This window comes from Aestuariibaculum scopimerae (assembly GCF_059428085.1).
The window spans coordinates 1,173,617-1,190,586 of sequence record NZ_CM182089.1 but is presented as its reverse complement, the minus strand read 5'-3'; the positions used below and the strand labels follow the sequence as shown (position 1 = coordinate 1,190,586).

General features: G+C 35.8%; 17 protein-coding genes. 8 read left to right on the top strand and 9 right to left on the bottom strand.

Annotation, left to right across the window (positions count from 1 at the left end):
- Positions 1-1,326: a TlpA family protein disulfide reductase gene (locus AC5SR4_RS05310; RefSeq protein ID WP_495358497.1), complete on the bottom strand. Its 1,326-nt coding sequence runs from the start codon at positions 1,324-1,326 to the stop codon at positions 1-3.
- Between the two features lie 63 nt (positions 1,327-1,389).
- Positions 1,390-4,779 (bottom strand): transcription-repair coupling factor, encoded by a 3,390-nt coding sequence (gene mfd / locus AC5SR4_RS05305; RefSeq protein WP_495358496.1) that lies wholly within the window; start codon positions 4,777-4,779, stop codon positions 1,390-1,392.
- A gap of 138 nt (positions 4,780-4,917) precedes the next feature.
- Between mfd and AC5SR4_RS05300 the strand changes: the two genes are divergently transcribed.
- Positions 4,918-5,349: a tellurite resistance TerB family protein gene (locus tag AC5SR4_RS05300; protein ID WP_495358495.1), complete on the top strand. Its 432-nt coding sequence runs from the start codon at positions 4,918-4,920 to the stop codon at positions 5,347-5,349.
- A gap of 76 nt (positions 5,350-5,425) precedes the next feature.
- Here AC5SR4_RS05300 and AC5SR4_RS05295 read toward each other — a convergent pair whose 3' ends face one another.
- The 5 genes from AC5SR4_RS05295 to metG form a co-directional block, all read right to left on the bottom strand.
- Complete coding sequence (locus AC5SR4_RS05295) at positions 5,426-6,130, bottom strand: YiaD family glycine zipper/OmpA-like lipoprotein (protein ID WP_495358494.1); 705 nt, start codon at positions 6,128-6,130, stop codon at positions 5,426-5,428.
- 18 nt (positions 6,131-6,148) lie between these two features.
- The gene (locus AC5SR4_RS05290; protein WP_495358493.1) at positions 6,149-6,622 is read right to left on the bottom strand and encodes a lipocalin family protein; all 474 of its coding nucleotides are present in this window, start codon (positions 6,620-6,622) and stop codon (positions 6,149-6,151) included.
- A 272-nt stretch (positions 6,623-6,894) separates the two neighbouring features.
- Positions 6,895-7,056 carry a hypothetical protein gene (locus tag AC5SR4_RS05285; protein ID WP_495358492.1) on the bottom strand — a complete coding sequence of 54 codons (162 nt, stop codon included), beginning with the start codon at positions 7,054-7,056 and terminating at the stop codon, positions 6,895-6,897.
- A 73-nt stretch (positions 7,057-7,129) separates the two neighbouring features.
- Entirely contained in the window at positions 7,130-7,648 is a 519-nt protein-coding gene (locus AC5SR4_RS05280; protein ID WP_495358491.1) for a ferritin, read from the bottom strand.
- A gap of 32 nt (positions 7,649-7,680) precedes the next feature.
- Positions 7,681-9,741 (bottom strand): methionine--tRNA ligase, encoded by a 2,061-nt coding sequence (metG, locus tag AC5SR4_RS05275; protein WP_495358490.1) that lies wholly within the window; start codon positions 9,739-9,741, stop codon positions 7,681-7,683.
- A 145-nt stretch (positions 9,742-9,886) separates the two neighbouring features.
- Between metG and AC5SR4_RS05270 the strand changes: the two genes are divergently transcribed.
- Together AC5SR4_RS05270 and AC5SR4_RS05265 are read left to right on the top strand one after the other, a co-directional pair.
- Positions 9,887-10,486, top strand: a complete 600-nt coding sequence (locus AC5SR4_RS05270; protein WP_495358489.1) for a hypothetical protein — start codon at positions 9,887-9,889, stop codon at positions 10,484-10,486.
- Between the two features lie 3 nt (positions 10,487-10,489).
- Positions 10,490-11,473: a S66 peptidase family protein gene (locus tag AC5SR4_RS05265; RefSeq protein WP_495358488.1), complete on the top strand. Its 984-nt coding sequence runs from the start codon at positions 10,490-10,492 to the stop codon at positions 11,471-11,473.
- Here the strand turns inward: AC5SR4_RS05265 and AC5SR4_RS05260 are convergent.
- The gene (locus tag AC5SR4_RS05260) at positions 11,470-12,210 is read right to left on the bottom strand and encodes a TerB family tellurite resistance protein (RefSeq protein WP_495358487.1); all 741 of its coding nucleotides are present in this window, start codon (positions 12,208-12,210) and stop codon (positions 11,470-11,472) included. The genes AC5SR4_RS05265 and AC5SR4_RS05260 overlap by 4 nt on opposite strands.
- A 97-nt stretch (positions 12,211-12,307) precedes the next feature.
- Here AC5SR4_RS05260 and AC5SR4_RS05255 point away from each other — a divergent pair, with 97 nt between their 5' ends.
- The 5 genes from AC5SR4_RS05255 to AC5SR4_RS05235 all read left to right on the top strand — a co-directional run bounded on the left by AC5SR4_RS05255 (position 12,308) and on the right by AC5SR4_RS05235 (position 15,762).
- Positions 12,308-12,718: a BrxA/BrxB family bacilliredoxin gene (locus AC5SR4_RS05255; protein ID WP_495358486.1), complete on the top strand. Its 411-nt coding sequence runs from the start codon at positions 12,308-12,310 to the stop codon at positions 12,716-12,718.
- Positions 12,719-12,841: 123 nt separating this feature from the next.
- The gene (locus AC5SR4_RS05250) at positions 12,842-13,231 is read left to right on the top strand and encodes a hypothetical protein (RefSeq protein WP_495358485.1); all 390 of its coding nucleotides are present in this window, start codon (positions 12,842-12,844) and stop codon (positions 13,229-13,231) included.
- Between the two features lie 26 nt (positions 13,232-13,257).
- Positions 13,258-13,995 carry a lysophospholipid acyltransferase family protein gene (locus AC5SR4_RS05245; RefSeq protein ID WP_495358484.1) on the top strand — a complete coding sequence of 246 codons (738 nt, stop codon included), beginning with the start codon at positions 13,258-13,260 and terminating at the stop codon, positions 13,993-13,995.
- 96 nt (positions 13,996-14,091) lie between these two features.
- Positions 14,092-15,081: an acyl-ACP desaturase gene (locus AC5SR4_RS05240; protein WP_495358483.1), complete on the top strand. Its 990-nt coding sequence runs from the start codon at positions 14,092-14,094 to the stop codon at positions 15,079-15,081.
- Positions 15,082-15,108: 27 nt separating this feature from the next.
- Entirely contained in the window at positions 15,109-15,762 is a 654-nt protein-coding gene (locus AC5SR4_RS05235) for an HD domain-containing protein (RefSeq protein WP_495358482.1), read from the top strand.
- Position 15,763: 1 nt separating this feature from the next.
- Here AC5SR4_RS05235 and AC5SR4_RS05230 read toward each other — a convergent pair whose 3' ends face one another.
- Positions 15,764-16,636 carry an AraC family transcriptional regulator gene (locus AC5SR4_RS05230; protein ID WP_495358481.1) on the bottom strand — a complete coding sequence of 291 codons (873 nt, stop codon included), beginning with the start codon at positions 16,634-16,636 and terminating at the stop codon, positions 15,764-15,766.
- Positions 16,637-16,970 lie beyond the last annotated feature (334 nt).

The following is a 16,970-nucleotide window of genomic DNA, read 5'->3' as shown; positions in this document are numbered from 1 at the left end:
CTATTTGTTAAAAAAGGATTTTAACTCCTCAAAGTCTATGGGTTTTTTAACAATACGCTTGTCTTTATCCAATATAAAATAAGTAGGGGTTTCTATAACACCATAGTCGTTGCCTATTTTATTCTCCCATTTGCCTTCGCCATAAACATGGATAAAATTTGGTAAATCTAAAATTAGCTTTTTCCATTTGGCTGGTGTTTCTTCTAATGATACAGCAATCACCTGTACACTTTCTGGCTCAAGGCCATCTAAAAATGTTTTTAGCTGAGGTATTTCAGCAGTACAATGCGAACATTCACTACTCCAAAACACAATAATGTATTGGTCTGCCATATTTAATTCACTTAGTTTTTTAGTGATTTTTTGATGGTCCTTTTCTATTTGAAAAGAAAAATCGGGTGCTCTATGGCCAATAGAAAGGTTTATGTAACGGGTTAATGCATTTATTAATTCTGAATCGTTTAGTGACTTGGCAACAGGTATTAAATAGCGTTCCGCAATGTAATTGGCAACGCGTACTACATTTAAATCGGTCATTTGTTGCCAAAGGCTTACCAACAAAATGCGTTTAACTTTTAGGGGTGCTGCTTGCATGGCGTTACAAAATACATCGATGTTGTTTTTGTAATTGGTTATTTCATCCACACCATCGGCTGTCATTCCAAACACATAGTTAAGCATGCGTTCTTCAAGAAAACTAGAACTTTGAAGGGTTTTATTAGTAAAGTCTACATGATCAAAATAATGGGTTTTTAAATGTTGTACATAAGTTTTTACGGCCTCATATCCTTCAGGGATGTAGGTTTTATTGGCTTTAATAAAGGATAGGGCTATTGTATTTTTAGCTAATTTTTCAAAACTTTGTTGCGCTTCACGTTGGGTTTTAAAAATAGAGGCTAAAGCTAAAGTGTCGGCACCTTCTTCTCTATAAAACTTGCCAATACTATGGGTTATCATGGACATGCTATTGGTGTACGATGCCAGTAATTTATTTTCAGAAGATGATTTAAAAGCAATACCTGTTTCAGAATTGAAAGTCAATTCAATGTCTTCTTTTCCATTATAAATAACATCAAAATTATAATCTTCTTGAGGAATGGCATAAACAATGCGATACATGCCTTTGGTTGCAGTAGAATCTAATTGAAATTGAAAGCTTCCATCTTCACTTACTTCAGCATTTGTAATATATTCAGATATAGTAGGCGTTACTTTGTACAATAGGGCAACATCATAGCTGTCGGGAGGTAAAAATACGCCCTTAATAGTATGCTGGGCTATTAAAACCTCAGGGAGTAATAGTATTAAATATAGAAACTGTTTCATTTCTCTTTGTATTTTTTTCTTGACCCCCCCGTTTTAAAAAACCCGAAGGGTTCTGGCTTCAAATTAAGAATGCATCACTGTTTCACTAATAATAGGTTGTATGGCTTTTAAAGCTTGATTAACCGATTTAATGCCCTCAAATGTAAGTAACAATCGCAAACCGTTACGTGTTTGTTTTTCTTTCATTTTACAAGCATTGGAATTTGTTTGTACAAATGTAAGTACTTTGCTAAAGTTTTCACTTTGGTAGAACTGACTTTGCTGATCGTTTATAAAATAACCGATAAATTTTCCTTGCTTCATAATCACCTTTTCAAAACCTACTTTGGTAGCTATCCATTTAATACGCACACTGTTTATTAAGTCTTCTACTTGAGGTGGTAATTCACCAAAACGGTCTATCAATTCCTTTTCAAAGGTTTGCAGTTCGTTTTCGTTTTTCAAAGTGTTTAGTTTTGTGTACAGGTTTAAACGTTCGGTAATATTATTTACATAATCGTCTGGAAACAATAGTTCAAAATCTGAATCTATCGTTACATCTTTAACGTACGCTTTGTCCTTATTATTTTCATTGTACAAATCTTTAAACTCGTTCTCTTTTAGTTCATCAATAGCTTCATTCAGTATTTTTTGATAGGTATCAAAACCTATTTCGTTTATAAAACCACTCTGTTCACCACCCAATAAATCGCCAGCTCCTCGAATTTCCAAATCTTTCATGGCAATATTAAAACCACTGCCTAATTCGGTAAATTGTTCAAGGGCTGTAATACGTTTTCGTGCGTCATCGGTCATGGCTGTATATTCTGGGGTAATGAAATAACAAAAGGCTTTTTTATTGCTTCGCCCTACACGTCCACGCATTTGGTGTAAATCACTCAGCCCAAAATTATTGGCATTGTTTATAAAAATGGTGTTGGCATTAGGTACATCCAAACCGCTTTCAACAATCGTGGTGCTTACCAGTACATCAAAGGCGCCATCCATAAAGGCCAGCATAAGTTGTTCTAGTTTTTTACCGTCCAGTTGCCCATGGCCAATGCCTATTTTAGCATCGGGAACTAAACGTTGTATCATGCCTGCCACCTCTTTAATATTTTCAATACGGTTATGGATGAAAAATATTTGTCCACCACGTTCAATCTCATAACTTATGGCGTCGCGAATAGTTTCTTCATGAAACCTAATAACATGACTTTCTATGGGGTATCGGTTTGGGGGCGGTGTTGTTATAACCGATAAATCCCTTGCTGCCATTAGGCTAAATTGTAAGGTTCTTGGTATAGGTGTTGCGGTTAATGTAAGCACATCAACATTTTCTTTGAGGGTTTTTAACTTTTCCTTTACGGCCACACCAAATTTTTGTTCTTCGTCGACTATTAGTAAGCCTAAATCTTTAAATTTCACATTTTTATTCACTAGTTGGTGGGTGCCAATAATAATGTCTACCTGGCCATTTTCTAGACCCTCTAATGTTTCCCTTTTTTCCTTAGCCGTTCTAAAACGGTTTAGGTAATCTACCGTTACAGGAAAATCTTTTAGGCGTTCTGTAAATGTTCTAAAATGTTGGTAGGCCAGTATAGTTGTTGGTACCAAAACAGCTACTTGTTTACTATTATCTACAGCTTTAAATGCAGCACGAATGGCTACTTCGGTTTTTCCAAACCCTACATCACCACAAACCAATCGATCCATAGGGCGTTCACTTTCCATATCATTTTTAATATCGGCTGTAGCGGTACTTTGGTCGGGGGTATCTTCGTAGATAAACGAGGCTTCCAACTCATGTTGCATGTAACTATCTGGGTGGTATTGAAATCCTTTTTTGGTTTTACGTTTGGCGTAAAGTTTTATTAGGTTGAAAGCCACGTGCTTTACGCGCGATTTTGTTTTTTCCTTTAAGGTTTTCCAGGCGCTACTACCAAGTTTGTATATTTTTGGAGGTTTACCATCTTTGCCATTAAACTTAGTGATTTTATGCAAGGAATGAATACTTAGGTATAGTACGTCGCGTTCTCCATAAACTAATTTTATGGCTTCTTGCTTTTTACCTTCCACATCAATTTTTTGCAAGCCCCCAAAACGCCCTATTCCATGATCTATGTGGGTAACATAATCACCAATATCTAAACTGGTCAGTTCTTTTAAGGTAATGGCCTGTTTTTTGGCATAACCATTTTTCACATGGAATTTATGGTAACGCTCAAAAATTTGATGGTCAGTATAACAAACCATATGGTTGTCTTCGTCTATAAACCCTTGGTGTAATGAAAGTACAATGGTTTTATAAGGCTTCACTTCTAGATTGGAGTCATCAAAAATATCATGAAAGCGCTTGGCCTGTTGTTCACTTACACAGGCTATGTAGTTAGTGAATCCTTTATCGTAATTGGTATTTAAATCTTCAATCAATAAATTAAATTGCTTATTAAAAGAAGGTTGGGGTTTGGTATTAAATGTGATTAATTCGTACCCCTTAACTCCATTCGTGGAGACATGTGTATTAGACATGACAGCTGTCGATCCAAATTCTATCAAACTAAACTCTAATAATTGCGCTTTTAGTAATGCCGAATTACAAAAGAGTTCATTAGGTTGGGCATGCTTGATATCTGATGAAAGTGTTTTAAAGGCTTCTTCTGCTTTTGCATAAAAATCGTCTATTCTAGAAAAGAGCAAATCGGTGTTTTTAAGGCAAATAACGGTTTTCTGGGCAATGTATTTTAGAAAACTTTGCCTGCTTTCTTGCAGTAGCTTATTGGCAACATTGGGGATAATACTTATTTTCTTGATTTGCGCAATAGACAGCTGCGATTCAACATCAAACGTACGGATGCTATCCACTTCATCCCCAAAAAATTCAATTCTATAGGGCTCATCATGTGAAAATGAAAACACATCCACAATGCCTCCACGTAATGAAAACTCGCCCGGCTCGGTAACAAAATCAACACGTTTAAATTGATATTCAAATAATATTTCATTTACAAAGTCGATGGAGAGCTTGTCACTTACCGAAATTTTTAAGGTGTTACGCTCCAGCTCTTTTCTGGTAACTACTTGCTCAAAAAGAGCATCAGGATATGTAACAATTATGGCTGGTTTTTTCCTAGAATTTATGCGATTTAAAACTTCGGCACGCAATAAAACATTAGCGTTATCAGTTTCTTCAATTTGGTAAGGCCTTCGGTAACTCCCTGGATAAAACAATACATCGGTATCGCCACAAAGCTGTTCCAAATCGTTTAGGTAAAAGGCAGCTTCCTCTTTGTCATTAAAAACGAGTAAAAAAGGTAGTTCACTTTGGCTAAAAACGCTTGAAATAACAAAGGAAAAGGATGAACCAACAAGTCCTTTTAAATGCACCCTAGCTTGTGGTTTGGAAATAGCGGTTTGCAGATTTTGCGTTTGCAAAGCCTGTAAATAAGTTTGCGAGATATGGGTTTTACTCACGTATTTTAATTTTAGATGCAAATTTACTATTTATAATCCTGAATTCAGAATTCAGGATTCTGAATTTTTCTTTTTTCTTTTTATCTGAAAAAATGAAAAAAATATGTAGGTTTGCAGGACTTATTAAATATAAAAATTATGTCATTTTCAGATTTATTTGATAGTGGATTTAAAAAGCGAAATGAAGATCATTTTGCTGCGATAGTTCGTGTGGCTATGGATGATGGTGTTATTTCGGATGAAGAAAAAGCGTTTTTGGACCGATTGGCCCAAAATTTAGGGATTAGTGAAGGAGATTATCAGATTATTTTAAAGGATTATAAAACCCACCCTATTAACCCACCCGTATCTTACGATAAGCGTTTAGAGCGTTTGTACGACTTGGTACGCATGGTGCATGTTGACCAAATTCATGGCGATACAGAGCACAAGCTTTTAAATAAGATTGGTGTTGGTCTTGGATTTCATGCAGTAAATGTAAAATATATTGTAGACAAAGCTTTAACTATTGTTAGTACAGGTGCCGATTTAGATACGTTTATTTATGAAATAAAGCACATGAATCAATAATCTTAATGATTGATTATAAATATAAAAGGCGAACCAAATGGTTCGCCTTTTATATTTACTTAAATGTATATGGTAGTTAATTACCAGCTTCTTGCTTGGCTTCTTCAATCATTTTTTCATTTGGTAAAATAGCAATGTTTACCCTTCTGTTTTTGGCACGACCTTCTGCAGTAGTGTTATCGTGCATGGGTTGTGTTTCTCCAAACCAATTTGTAGTAAGTCTTGCGGCACTAATACCATTGCTGGTAAGGTAGTTTGTTACAGCATACGCTCTGTTTTTAGAAAGCGTCATATTATAATCTTCAGCGCCCACGCTATCGGTGTGGCCAACCACCAGTAAATTGGTGTCTGGGTATTCTTTAAAAACACCAATGAGCTTATTCAGTGTTACCTGAGACGCGGTATTAATATTGTATTTATTGGTATCAAAATAAACACCACTGCTTTCGTCAAACGTTAGTACAATACCGTTGTCTACGCGTTCTACTTGGGCACCTGGAACTTCTTCCTCAATCTTTTGTGCTTGTTTATCCATCTTGTTCCCTATGAGAACCCCAGCAGTACCACCTACTACACCACCAATAACGGCACCTATTTCACCATTACCGCCTTTGCCAACATTATTGCCTATTATGGCTCCTAAAATAGCACCTCCTGTAGCACCAATAACGGCACCTTTTTGTTTATTATTGGCATTTTTTACGGCTTTACAATTTGTAAAATTTAAGGCCAGCAAAAATGCAAAAAGCAATAGTCCTGTTTGTTTTATAATAGTTTTCATTATGTTTATATTTTATATTTATAGTTTTGTAAAATTCATGGTAATTGTAAAGGGTTTACCATCTACGTTTAGTGTTTGTTTCCATTGCATGTATGAATCGGACAATGCAGAAAGCTTTAATCTAAAACCTTGATTGGTTTCCGAATTATGTTTCTCGTCTGTCGGCTTCAATAAGAAGTCGTATAAACCTGTTGTGGCATCAACTTCATCAATGGTGAATATAAAGTGTCTTTCGCCAGTTGGGCATCCTAAATCGTTAATGGTATAAATACCGGTATTGTTATTAGGTACAAATTGCCAATTACTACCTTCAAAACAGGCTTTAGAAGCATCATTTAATAATGTGACATTATAAGTTCCCGTTTGGTCGTAAGTGATGGTGCTTAGCGTCCAATTTCCTTTAATGGTTTTTTTTGAAGTTCTTACAACTTTTGAAGAACCACAAGCTACAATCAATAAAAAAGCAAGCATGCTTAGTATTAGATTTTTCATAATTTTAATTGTTTTAATTGTATTTCAAAATTAAATAGAAATATGTGATTTGAATTATAAGATTTAATATTTCTGTTATAGAATATCTATTTTAAACTATTGGTTTACGCTACAAATCAAATTTCACTTTTTTAGTTAATTAATAAACTAGATATATATACGTGTTTAACTAGGGATAAAGTTGATATAGATTGTAAATAAATATTTAAGAGGGTAATTAGATACTTTAATGCTCTAAGTTTATGATTAAACAGGGAAGAATTGTTTAATAATTAAGCAACCTTTTTTATTAAATCAAAGCATGGACATTTTTTGCAACGCTTATTTTCGCCTTTTTTAAATTTTTTACAGCAACTACTTTTTACATTGTTGGGCATTTCAACCCCAATTTTTTTAAGTTTTTTTATTGCCTTTCTTTGCTTCTTTTTACCCAAGAGAATAATGTTTGACAATTATTGGACAAACATAGTTATTTTTATTGAATCTAAATAAGAAGAAGTGTTAAAATTACCGTACATCATCATTTGAGGCCGAGCTTACAGTTAAATTCTGTATGTCACGATCAAACAAATATAAACCGCCCTTATCGTCTCCAATTAGGTTTATTTTATCTAAAATTGTTCGCGCCATGGCTTCTTCTTCAATCTGTTCGGAAACATACCATTGTAAAAAGTTGTGTGTTGAATAATCTTTTTCTTCTAGACTAATATGCACAAGTTCATTAATGCTTTCCGAAACAAATACTTCATGTTCAAATAATTTTTGAAACATCTCTCGGAATGATTTAAAAGTAACATTGGGTTCAGCCAATTTAGAAATTTGCGCATGGCCACCACGTTCGTTTACGAATTTAACAAGTTTAAGCATGTGGTCACGTTCTTCCTGTGATTGTGCGTACATAAATCTAGCAACCCCTTCAAGCCCTTTTACTTCTGCCCAACAGGCCATTGCTAAATAAATTTGTGAAGACTCGGCTTCAATTCGTATTTGATTGTTAAGTGCTTTTTCTATTGATTTTGATAACATAACCTTGGTTTTCTATAAAAATACGCAAAATATCAACTTACTTGCAAACCATTAGCTATGGAATTATCATCAGGATTCACAAAAACCAATTTACCGTCGGGTGTTTCGGTCATCAGTATCATACCTTCACTTTCTACACCACGCAAAGCTCTTGGTGCCAGATTAACCAAAACCGTTACACGCTTTCCAACCACTTCTTCAGCAGAATAACTTTCTGCAATACCAGAAACAATGGTACGTATATCTATGCCAGTGTCTACTTTTAAAACCAATAACTTTTTGGTTTTCGGCATTTTATCGGCCTCTAGAATGGTACCTACGCGTATGTCCAGTTTTGTAAAGTCCTCAAACGTAATGGTTTCTTTTTGAGGTTCTACCACTTTATTTGCAGCTTCATTGGCTTTTTTACTGGCAACCAGTTTATCTAATTGGTGTTGTATTGTTTCGTCTTCAATTTTAGAGAATAGTAGTTCGGCTTGTCCTATTTGGTGTCCTTTTGGAAGTAAAGTCTCTTTAGTGCTTATATCATTCCAAGACGTTTCTAATCCATTTGATGAGACATTTAGAATGTTTTTTAGCTTTTCTGAGGTAAACGGTAAAAACGGTTCGCTTATTACAGCCAATGCACTAGCTATTTGTATAGCAACATACATAATGGTTTGGGTGCGTGCCTCATCTACTTTTATCGTTTTCCAGGGCTCTTCATCTGCCAAGTATTTGTTGCCCAGTCTTGCTAAATTCATCAACTCTTGCTGCGCTTCCCTAAAGCGGTATCGTTCAATTGAACTGGCAATAACATCAGGATAGGCCTTTACAGCTGCTAAGGTTTCTTCATCCACATCCAATAAGTCATTGGGGCTTGGTACCTCACCATTATAATACTTATTGGTTAATACCACCACGCGGTTTATAAAATTGCCAAAAATAGCGACCAATTCGTTGTTATTACGGGCCTGAAAATCTTTCCAGGTAAAATCGTTGTCCTTAGTTTCGGGTGCATTGGCAGTTAGTACATAGCGTAATACATCTTGCTGGTTGGGGAACTCCTTTAAATATTCGGGTAACCAAACCGCCCAGTTTTTAGATGTTGAAAGCTTATTGCCTTCTAAATTTAAAAACTCATTGGCCGGTACATTATCGGGTAAAATATAACTGCCTTCAGCCTTAAGCATGGCAGGGAAAATAATGCAGTGAAAAACAATATTGTCCTTACCAATAAAATGAACCAGTTTGGTGTCCTCATCCTTCCAATAAGGTTCCCAATCCTTGCCTACACGTGCAGCCCACTCTTTGGTAGACGAAATATACCCTATAGGAGCATCAAACCATACATACAATACTTTGCCTTCACCACCTTCCACAGGCACTGGAATGCCCCAGTCTAAATCACGAGTTACGGCCCTTGGGCGCAAACCATCATCTATCCACGATTTTACTTGTCCATAGACATTAGGCTTCCAATCTTTTTTATGGCCTTTCAGAATCCACGTTTTTAAAAAGTCTTCGTACTTATCTAAAGGTAAAAACCAATGTTTTGTTTGCTTTAGGGTAGGGACATTGCCTGTTAAAGCAGATTTTGGATTAATTAAATCCGTTGCATTTAAACTTGTTCCACAGTTTTCACACTGGTCGCCATAGGCTTCTTCATTGCCACATTTTGGGCAGGTGCCAGTAACAAATCGATCGGCTAAAAATTGATTGGCCTTTTCATCATATAATTGCTCAGTAGTTTCTTCAATAAATTCCTCTTTGTCGTAAAGGGTTTTAAAAAATGCCGAAGCTGTTTCATGATGGATGTTGGCCGAAGTTCGTGAATAATTATCAAAAGAGATTCCAAAATCCTCAAACGATTGTTTGATAATGGCATGGTATTTATCTACAATATCTTGGGGAGATACGCCTTCATTTTTAGCTTTAATGGTAATGGGTACACCATGTTCATCACTGCCTCCAATAAAAACAACATCGTTTCCTGTTAAACGTAAATAGCGGGCATAAATATCTGCCGGCACATAAACGCCTGCCAAATGGCCAATATGAATGGGCCCATTGGTATAGGGCAGTGCAGAGGTAATGGTATATCGTTTGGACATGCTTATTCTATTTTGATGGCAAAAATAAGTATTAAGTTTGGCATTAATCAAGTCTTATTGTATTTGATTTTAAATTGACACCCGCTTTTTTCTTACATTTGATGAAAAAGCCATGAGAAAAGGTTACTTTTTTATCTTAACCTGCATGTTTTGTGTGAAGGGTTTTGCCCAACAGGACCTCGATTCTATTGTTACTGATAAATCGAATCCTATTATTTATGTAGAATGCTCTGCTGGTTTAGGTGGTGGTACAGGGTTAAACTATGGTATTGGCGCCCAGTTAAACTATCAGATTAATAAAGATTTAATGACATTTAAATATCATTTTTTGTTTGAAAACAACTTTGATTTCTTTCCGCTAAATCTGATAGTAGCGCCCTTCTTAACATCTGATTTGGAAATAAATGAATATGCAATACTCTATGGAAAACGGTTTGTAAATCCCAGTACATCTTACAGTTTTTCCGTTGGTATTTCACATAATAATATAAAAACAAGGTTAAAAGATATGGAAGGTAATCGGTATTGGCACCGTACACAAGTAATAGGCATTCCATTTGAATTTAATATTAAATGGTTTAAAGCAAGCAGAAAACGGTTTCGAGTTGGCTATGGTCTTATACCTGTGGGGAAACCAACTGCTTTTGGAAGATCATTTGGTCTAAAGTTCTATGGTAATGTTGCAAAAACTACTTATTTTGGTCTTGGCTTTACTTCTAGTTTAGGCTGGCACAAAAAATATTAAACTATGCTGTTAAAAAGATTAATATGGTTATTATTACTTATTATTACATTTAAAATGACCTCTCAAAATAATATGATACAACCTCCTTACCTAAAACCAGGTGATACAGTAGCTATTGTAGCACCTGCTGGCATTTTAAAGAACAGAACGGCCGAAATAGAAAGCGCTAAAAACTTGCTTAAAAGTTGGGGTTTACAAGTTGTGGTTGGTAAGCATGTATTTAGCCAAGCAAACCATTTTGCAGGAACGGATGATGAACGTTGTGAAGATTTCCAGCAAGCTATGGACGACTCCAAAATAAGTGCTATTTGGTGCGCAAGGGGCGGGTATGGCTCAGTGCGAATTTTAGATAAACTGGACTTCACAAAGTTTAGGAAGCACTCAAAATGGCTTATAGGGTATTCCGATATTACAGCTTTGCACAATCTCATGCTTGTTGAAGGGTTTGAAAGCATGCATGCTATGATGTGTACCAGCTTGCAAGACGACCCTGCAACCATTAAAGAAACTATCGAAACCTTTAGAAAAGCTATTTTTGGGGAACCTTTAAACTATACATTAGCGGGTTCTCAATACAACAAAGTAGGTACAGCTACAGCACCTATTGTTGGTGGGAATTTAAGCGTTCTTTATAGTATGTTGGGTTCTAAAACAAGCATAGATACAACAGGCAAGATTTTGTTTATTGAAGAAATAGGCGAGTACCGTTATCATATGGACCGCATGCTGCAAGCTTTAAAACGAGCAGGGTATTTTAATAAGTGTCAAGGTGTTATTGTGGGCGATATCACTAAAACAAGACATAATACTACTAAATGGGGTAGCTCTACCGAGCAACTCATTCTAGATGTTCTGGCAGAGTATAATTTTCCTGTGGCGTTTAATATGCCTGCAGGTCACGAAAAGGATAACCGGGCTATAATATTGGGTAGAAAGGTTCAATTAATTGTAAGCAAGGAGCAGTCTACGATTGTTTTTCAAGACTAAAACCCCCGTTCCTTCTGCAATTGCTCATAAGCATCCTGTACCTGTCTAAATTTCTCTTCGGCACCTTTTTGATGTTCTTTTCCTAAATGAATTACTTTATCAGGGTGGTATTTTTTTGCCATGGTTCGGTAAGCTTTTTTAATCTCATCAACAGTGGCGCTCTTATCAATTTCAAGAATTTTATAGGCGTTGTCAACCGATTTGTAAAACATGGCCTTGATGCTTTCGTAGTCATTTCGGCTAATGCCCAAATACCCTGCTATAGTATAAATTTGTGCCGCCTCATCATCGGTTACCAGACCATCAGCGTTAGCAATACCAAATAAAAAATGGATGAGTTGCAAACGCGATGGATGTTGCATCATTTGCCTAATTTGCATACATACTTGGCGTGTAGAAATATTTTTTTGCTTATTGATTTCTTTAAAAAGTCTAAACGCATGGTTAGCGCGTTCTTTGCCATACATGCTCACAAACTGTGCTCGTACAAAGTCCAGTTCACGTTTGTCCTGTTTACCGTCGGACTTAATAACGATAGAAGCCAAGATTAACAGGCTTACCTCAAAATCACCTGGTTTTGTTACAGGCTGGCTATAAGTGTCTCTATAAACAGAGCTATCACCCCCTCCTTTAGACATACCATCAACAACACTTCCCAGGGCCAATCCTAAAATAGCCCCAATAGGACCTCCAAAGGACCATCCCAATGCGGCACCTATCCATTTTGAAAAACTCATGTAAGTATAAATTTTATTTATCGTCAAACCTACATAAAAAGTTACACAATTGGTATCTTTGTATTCTAAAATTGTTAATTAATTAAATTTAAAAAATATGTATCCAGCAGAATTAGTAAAACCCATGCGTGAAGATTTAACCAAAGTTGGTTTTGAAGAATTGCAAACCCCTGAAGCAGTTGATGCTGCTTTAGCTAAAGCTGGCACAACCCTAGTAGTTGTTAATTCCGTTTGTGGCTGTGCTGCTGCCAATGCCCGTCCTGGTGCTAGAATAAGTTTACAGAACACTAAAAAGCCAGATCATATTGTTACTGTATTCGCAGGTGTAGATAAAGAAGCTGTCTCACGAGCCAGAGAACACATGGTGCCGTTTCCTCCAAGCTCGCCAAGTATGGCATTGTTTAAAGATGGTGAATTGGTGCACATGCTAGAGCGTCATCACATAGAAGGTAGACCTGCAGAGCTTATTGCAGAAAACCTTATTGATGCTTATAATGAGTATTGTTAGTAGGTAATGGTTAAGTGTTTGGGTTGTTAGATTATTGGATTTTTAATTGCTGACAACTGAGGCCTAGACTAAACAAACGCAACCTTTTTAAGTAACTGGCATCTATTAGGTAAATACTTTGCTATGAAAAAGACTTACTTAATTTTGTTTGCCACCTGTACGTTCCTTATGGCTTTTAAGTGCAATGACGATTCGAATTTTGAATTTGAAGACGATCAAAAAGAACTTATTGCTTTAAAACTTACTATAGAAAACCTAGTAGCAACTTCAGAGTGTAATGAAACTACGGAGTGCCAATACATGGCTTTTGGTAGTAAACCCTGCGGAGGCCCTTGGAGCTATTTAATATATTCAACATCTATAGACGTTGAACACCTTGAAAGCTTAGTGAGCGACTATAACGAAAAGGAAGCGAACTATAATGAAAAGTGGGGTATTGGATCTGATTGTGCCTACATAAGCCCTCCTACAAGTATAACATGCGAAAATAACAGTTGTGTAGCTGTTTATTAAAACCAAGTTTTACTTATTTTTGGGGCATGCAAAAAATCCTGTCATACCCCTTAACGATTATTTATTATTTGTGTTTTATATTAACATTGGTTATATTCCATCCTATACAATGGATTTGTTTAAATGTTTTTGGATACCAAGCCCATAAATTAAGTGTCGATGCCTTGCAGTTTTGTGCGTTGCGTTGTCTTAATATATTGGGCACCCGTTTTACATTTAATAATCCGCACCATATTCAGGCCAACCAGCCCATTATTATTGTTGCTAACCATCAAAGTATGTACGACATATCACCTATTATGTGGTATATGCGTAAGTACCATCCAAAATTTATAAGCAAAAAGGAGTTAGGTAAGGGCATCCCCAGTGTATCCTATAATTTACGCCATGGTGGGTCGGTGTTAATAGACCGAAAAAATCCACGGCAAGCCTTACCGGCCATTATGAAATTTGCCGAATATATAGAGAATACTAAGCGTGCGGCGGTAATTTTTCCAGAAGGCACACGTAGTAAAACAGGTGTTCCCAAACCTTTTCAAACCAAAGGCTTGGAAGTTTTACTAAAAAAAGTACCATCAGGGCTTGTGGTTCCTATTTCCATTAATAACTCCTGGAAAACAGTACGCTATGGTACATTTCCTATGGGATTAGGCACACATATTACTTTTACCGTGCACAAGCCTTTAAAAGTTAGTACCTTTGCAAATAGAGAAGTGCTTATTGATAAAATAGAAGCTACTATAAAAAATGGGGTACATCCTTAATGATTGATGAATTATGGATTGGATTACCATTTACAGCTGTGTAGTAATTGATGAGTTTGTAGGCACATAAGAATAAGAATATAAAATAAATAAAAAATGTCGATAAAGAATGTGAGATTGGAAGTAATGCAGTTTTTGGAAAAAGACGTTGATTCTCTTATAGAAAAGTATTTAATACCTGTTGAGAAAATATGGCAACCTACCGATTTTTTACCAGATTCAGAAGGAGCTCATTTTTTTGAGCAAGTCCGTGAAATAAGAGAGCTTTCAAAAGAATTACCCTATGATTTTTGGGTGGTTTTAGTTGGTGATATGATTACCGAAGAAGCTCTTCCTACCTATGAATCTTGGCTTATGGATGTTGAGGGGGTTAACCAAATGGATAAAGAAAATAGTTGGGCCAAGTGGGTGCGTCATTGGACAGCCGAGGAAAACCGGCATGGTGATGTACTTAATAAATATCTATATCTTTCTGGACGTGTCAATATGCGTGAAATAGAAAAAACAACCCAGTACTTAATAGCCGATGGCTTTGATATAGGTACCGATCGAGATCCTTATAAAAACTTTGTGTATACCAGTTTTCAAGAGTTGGCAACATATATATCACACAATCGAGTAGCAAAGATTGCCAAAAAGAAAGGAAATAAACAACTCGCTAAAATGTGTCAAATCATTTCAGGGGATGAGATGCGTCACCACCATGCTTATTCTGAGTTTGTTGAACGTATTTTTAAAGTAGATCCTAGTAATATGATGTTGGCCTTTCATGATATGATGAAACAAAAAATCACTATGCCAGCGCATTTTTTAAGAGAATCTGGAGGTGAAACCAGTTCTGCTTTCGAAGAATTTTCCAATACAGCACAACGTATTGGTGTTTATACATCTAACGATTATATAGAAATTTTAGAAAAGCTGATTAACCGTTGGGAAATAGATAAGGTTACTAACCTAAGTGATGATGCAGAAAAGGCAAGGGATTATTTAATGAAGCTGCCTGCTAGAATGTACCGCTTGTCTGAACGCATGAAGATACCAGAAAACTCTTTTCAGTTTAAATGGGTGGAGCCAGCAGTTAAGTGATTTGCGAATTACGATTGACAATTTACATTGAATAAACAAAACATCATTGATAATACCATAACTTTCGTAAAACAGACCTTGGCTAATGCGGAAGGGGGGCATGATTGGTTTCATGTTGAGCGGGTGTACAAAAACGCTTTATTGATTGCCAAAACAGAACAAGCAAATACTTTTGTGATTTCGTTGGCGGCTTTGCTTCATGATATTGCAGATAGCAAGTTTTATAATGGAGATGAAACCATAGGACCAGCTAAAGCTAGAGCATTTTTATTAGAACGGGATGTTGAAGGGGACATTATTGATCATGTGGTAAAAATCATTGAGAATGTTTCTTTTAAAGGGGGGCATGAAGTGCAAAAATTCAAATCACTGGAGTTGGATGTTGTACAAGATGCCGACAGGCTCGATGCTATGGGGGCTATTGGTATAGCCCGTTGCTTTAATTATGGGGGCTTTAGAAATAGGGAGCTTTACAATCCAAAAATTAAACCAAATTTAAACATAAGTAAAGCCGAATATAAAAACTCAACAGCTCCAACCATAAATCATTTTTATGAAAAATTGCTGTTGTTAAAAGATAGGATGAATACCCAAACAGGACGTCAATTAGCCGAAGAACGCCATAACTACATGTTAGGCTTCTTAAATCAGTTTTACAAGGAATGGAATGGCCAGTGTTAAACTACTGTATAATAAGCTTTATTTCCTTCCTGTAATTAGAGGCGCTTTTCCCCGTTATTTCATTAAACTGCTTATTGAAATGTGAAAAGTTATTAAACCCACATTCAAAGCAAATATCAGCAATACTCATTTGGCTTTCGTTCAGCAATTTGGTAGCGTGTACCACGCGATACTCATTTACCAGTTGCGTAAATGTTTTACCAGTAGCTTTTTTAAAATAGCGGCAAAATGCAGGCACAGTCATACTCACCTGATCTGCAATTTCATCTAATGAAATGTGTCTTTGGAAATTCCTGTTCACATATTTAAAAATAACATCAACTTTAGAGCTGTCCTGTGCTTCAGTTTCAAAAGCAAAACCATCAGCATTCAACAGCGTATAGTCTTCTGTTGTTGCCAAATAGTTTAATATTTCCAAAAACTTTAAAACACGCTTTAAGCCATGGTGCTCCATAAGCTTTTCAATTTTAGGACCAATCTTTTGTTTGGTCTCTACTTTAAATCGAATCCCTTTTTTGGCCCTATCAAACAAAGCAACAATAGCAGCCATTTCAGGGACATGTAAAAAGTCGTCGCCTAAAAAGTTCGATTTAAATTGTATGGTTGTTTCAGTACCATTAGCGGTTAATCTATCAGTAAAACCATTATGGGGTAAATTGGACCCTATTAATATTAATTGACTATTATTAAAATATGATAAATGGTTTCCTATATGTGTTTTGCCTTGCCCTTTGTTAATGTAGATAAGTTCCAATTCTGGGTGAAAATGCCAATACGCATGATTCTTATCTACCGTGTCTATATGTTGCTTAACTAATATAGAACTGCCGAAACTTGGGGTAAGCTTCCTAAAAGTTGGCTTCTTATTAATCATAACAGTTAGTATTGTTCATTATTATAACAAATTTACAACATATTCTTTTTTAAATATAGTTTTTATTACCCCAGTTCTGTGTTATTTTAACTTTACATTCATTTAACATATAGTTAACAGTTAATATAGCATATAAATTGGTCAAATTAGATGTTTTCTGCATGTTACTTCTGAGCTATCTTTGTAATGTAAATAAGTAATAAATTAAAAAAGCTTAAATAGTAAGTTTTTTCAAAATATAAACTCGAACAACGAGTTGGCAATATTCATTAATAATTAGTTTAATGTCTTATTTAGTTTAGTTGGTAAAGTGAGCTGTGGTGGCTCACTTTTT

Excerpts from the sequence above, each read along its gene's own strand:
- AC5SR4_RS05310 (WP_495358497.1), bottom strand. The coding sequence starts at position 1,326 with ATGAAACAGTTTCTATATTTAATACTATTACTCCCTGAGGTTTTAATA.
- AC5SR4_RS05300 (WP_495358495.1), top strand. The coding sequence starts at position 4,918 with ATGTCATTTTCAGATTTATTTGATAGTGGATTTAAAAAGCGAAATGAA.
- AC5SR4_RS05295 (WP_495358494.1), bottom strand. The coding sequence starts at position 6,130 with ATGAAAACTATTATAAAACAAACAGGACTATTGCTTTTTGCATTTTTG.
- AC5SR4_RS05290 (WP_495358493.1), bottom strand. The coding sequence starts at position 6,622 with ATGAAAAATCTAATACTAAGCATGCTTGCTTTTTTATTGATTGTAGCT.
- AC5SR4_RS05280 (WP_495358491.1), bottom strand. The coding sequence starts at position 7,648 with ATGTTATCAAAATCAATAGAAAAAGCACTTAACAATCAAATACGAATT.
- metG (WP_495358490.1), bottom strand. The coding sequence starts at position 9,741 with ATGTCCAAACGATATACCATTACCTCTGCACTGCCCTATACCAATGGG.
- AC5SR4_RS05270 (WP_495358489.1), top strand. The coding sequence starts at position 9,887 with ATGTTTTGTGTGAAGGGTTTTGCCCAACAGGACCTCGATTCTATTGTT.
- AC5SR4_RS05265 (WP_495358488.1), top strand. The coding sequence starts at position 10,490 with ATGCTGTTAAAAAGATTAATATGGTTATTATTACTTATTATTACATTT.
- AC5SR4_RS05260 (WP_495358487.1), bottom strand. The coding sequence starts at position 12,210 with ATGAGTTTTTCAAAATGGATAGGTGCCGCATTGGGATGGTCCTTTGGA.
- AC5SR4_RS05255 (WP_495358486.1), top strand. The coding sequence starts at position 12,308 with ATGTATCCAGCAGAATTAGTAAAACCCATGCGTGAAGATTTAACCAAA.
- AC5SR4_RS05250 (WP_495358485.1), top strand. The coding sequence starts at position 12,842 with ATGAAAAAGACTTACTTAATTTTGTTTGCCACCTGTACGTTCCTTATG.
- AC5SR4_RS05245 (WP_495358484.1), top strand. The coding sequence starts at position 13,258 with ATGCAAAAAATCCTGTCATACCCCTTAACGATTATTTATTATTTGTGT.
- AC5SR4_RS05240 (WP_495358483.1), top strand. The coding sequence starts at position 14,092 with ATGTCGATAAAGAATGTGAGATTGGAAGTAATGCAGTTTTTGGAAAAA.
- AC5SR4_RS05230 (WP_495358481.1), bottom strand. The coding sequence starts at position 16,636 with ATGATTAATAAGAAGCCAACTTTTAGGAAGCTTACCCCAAGTTTCGGC.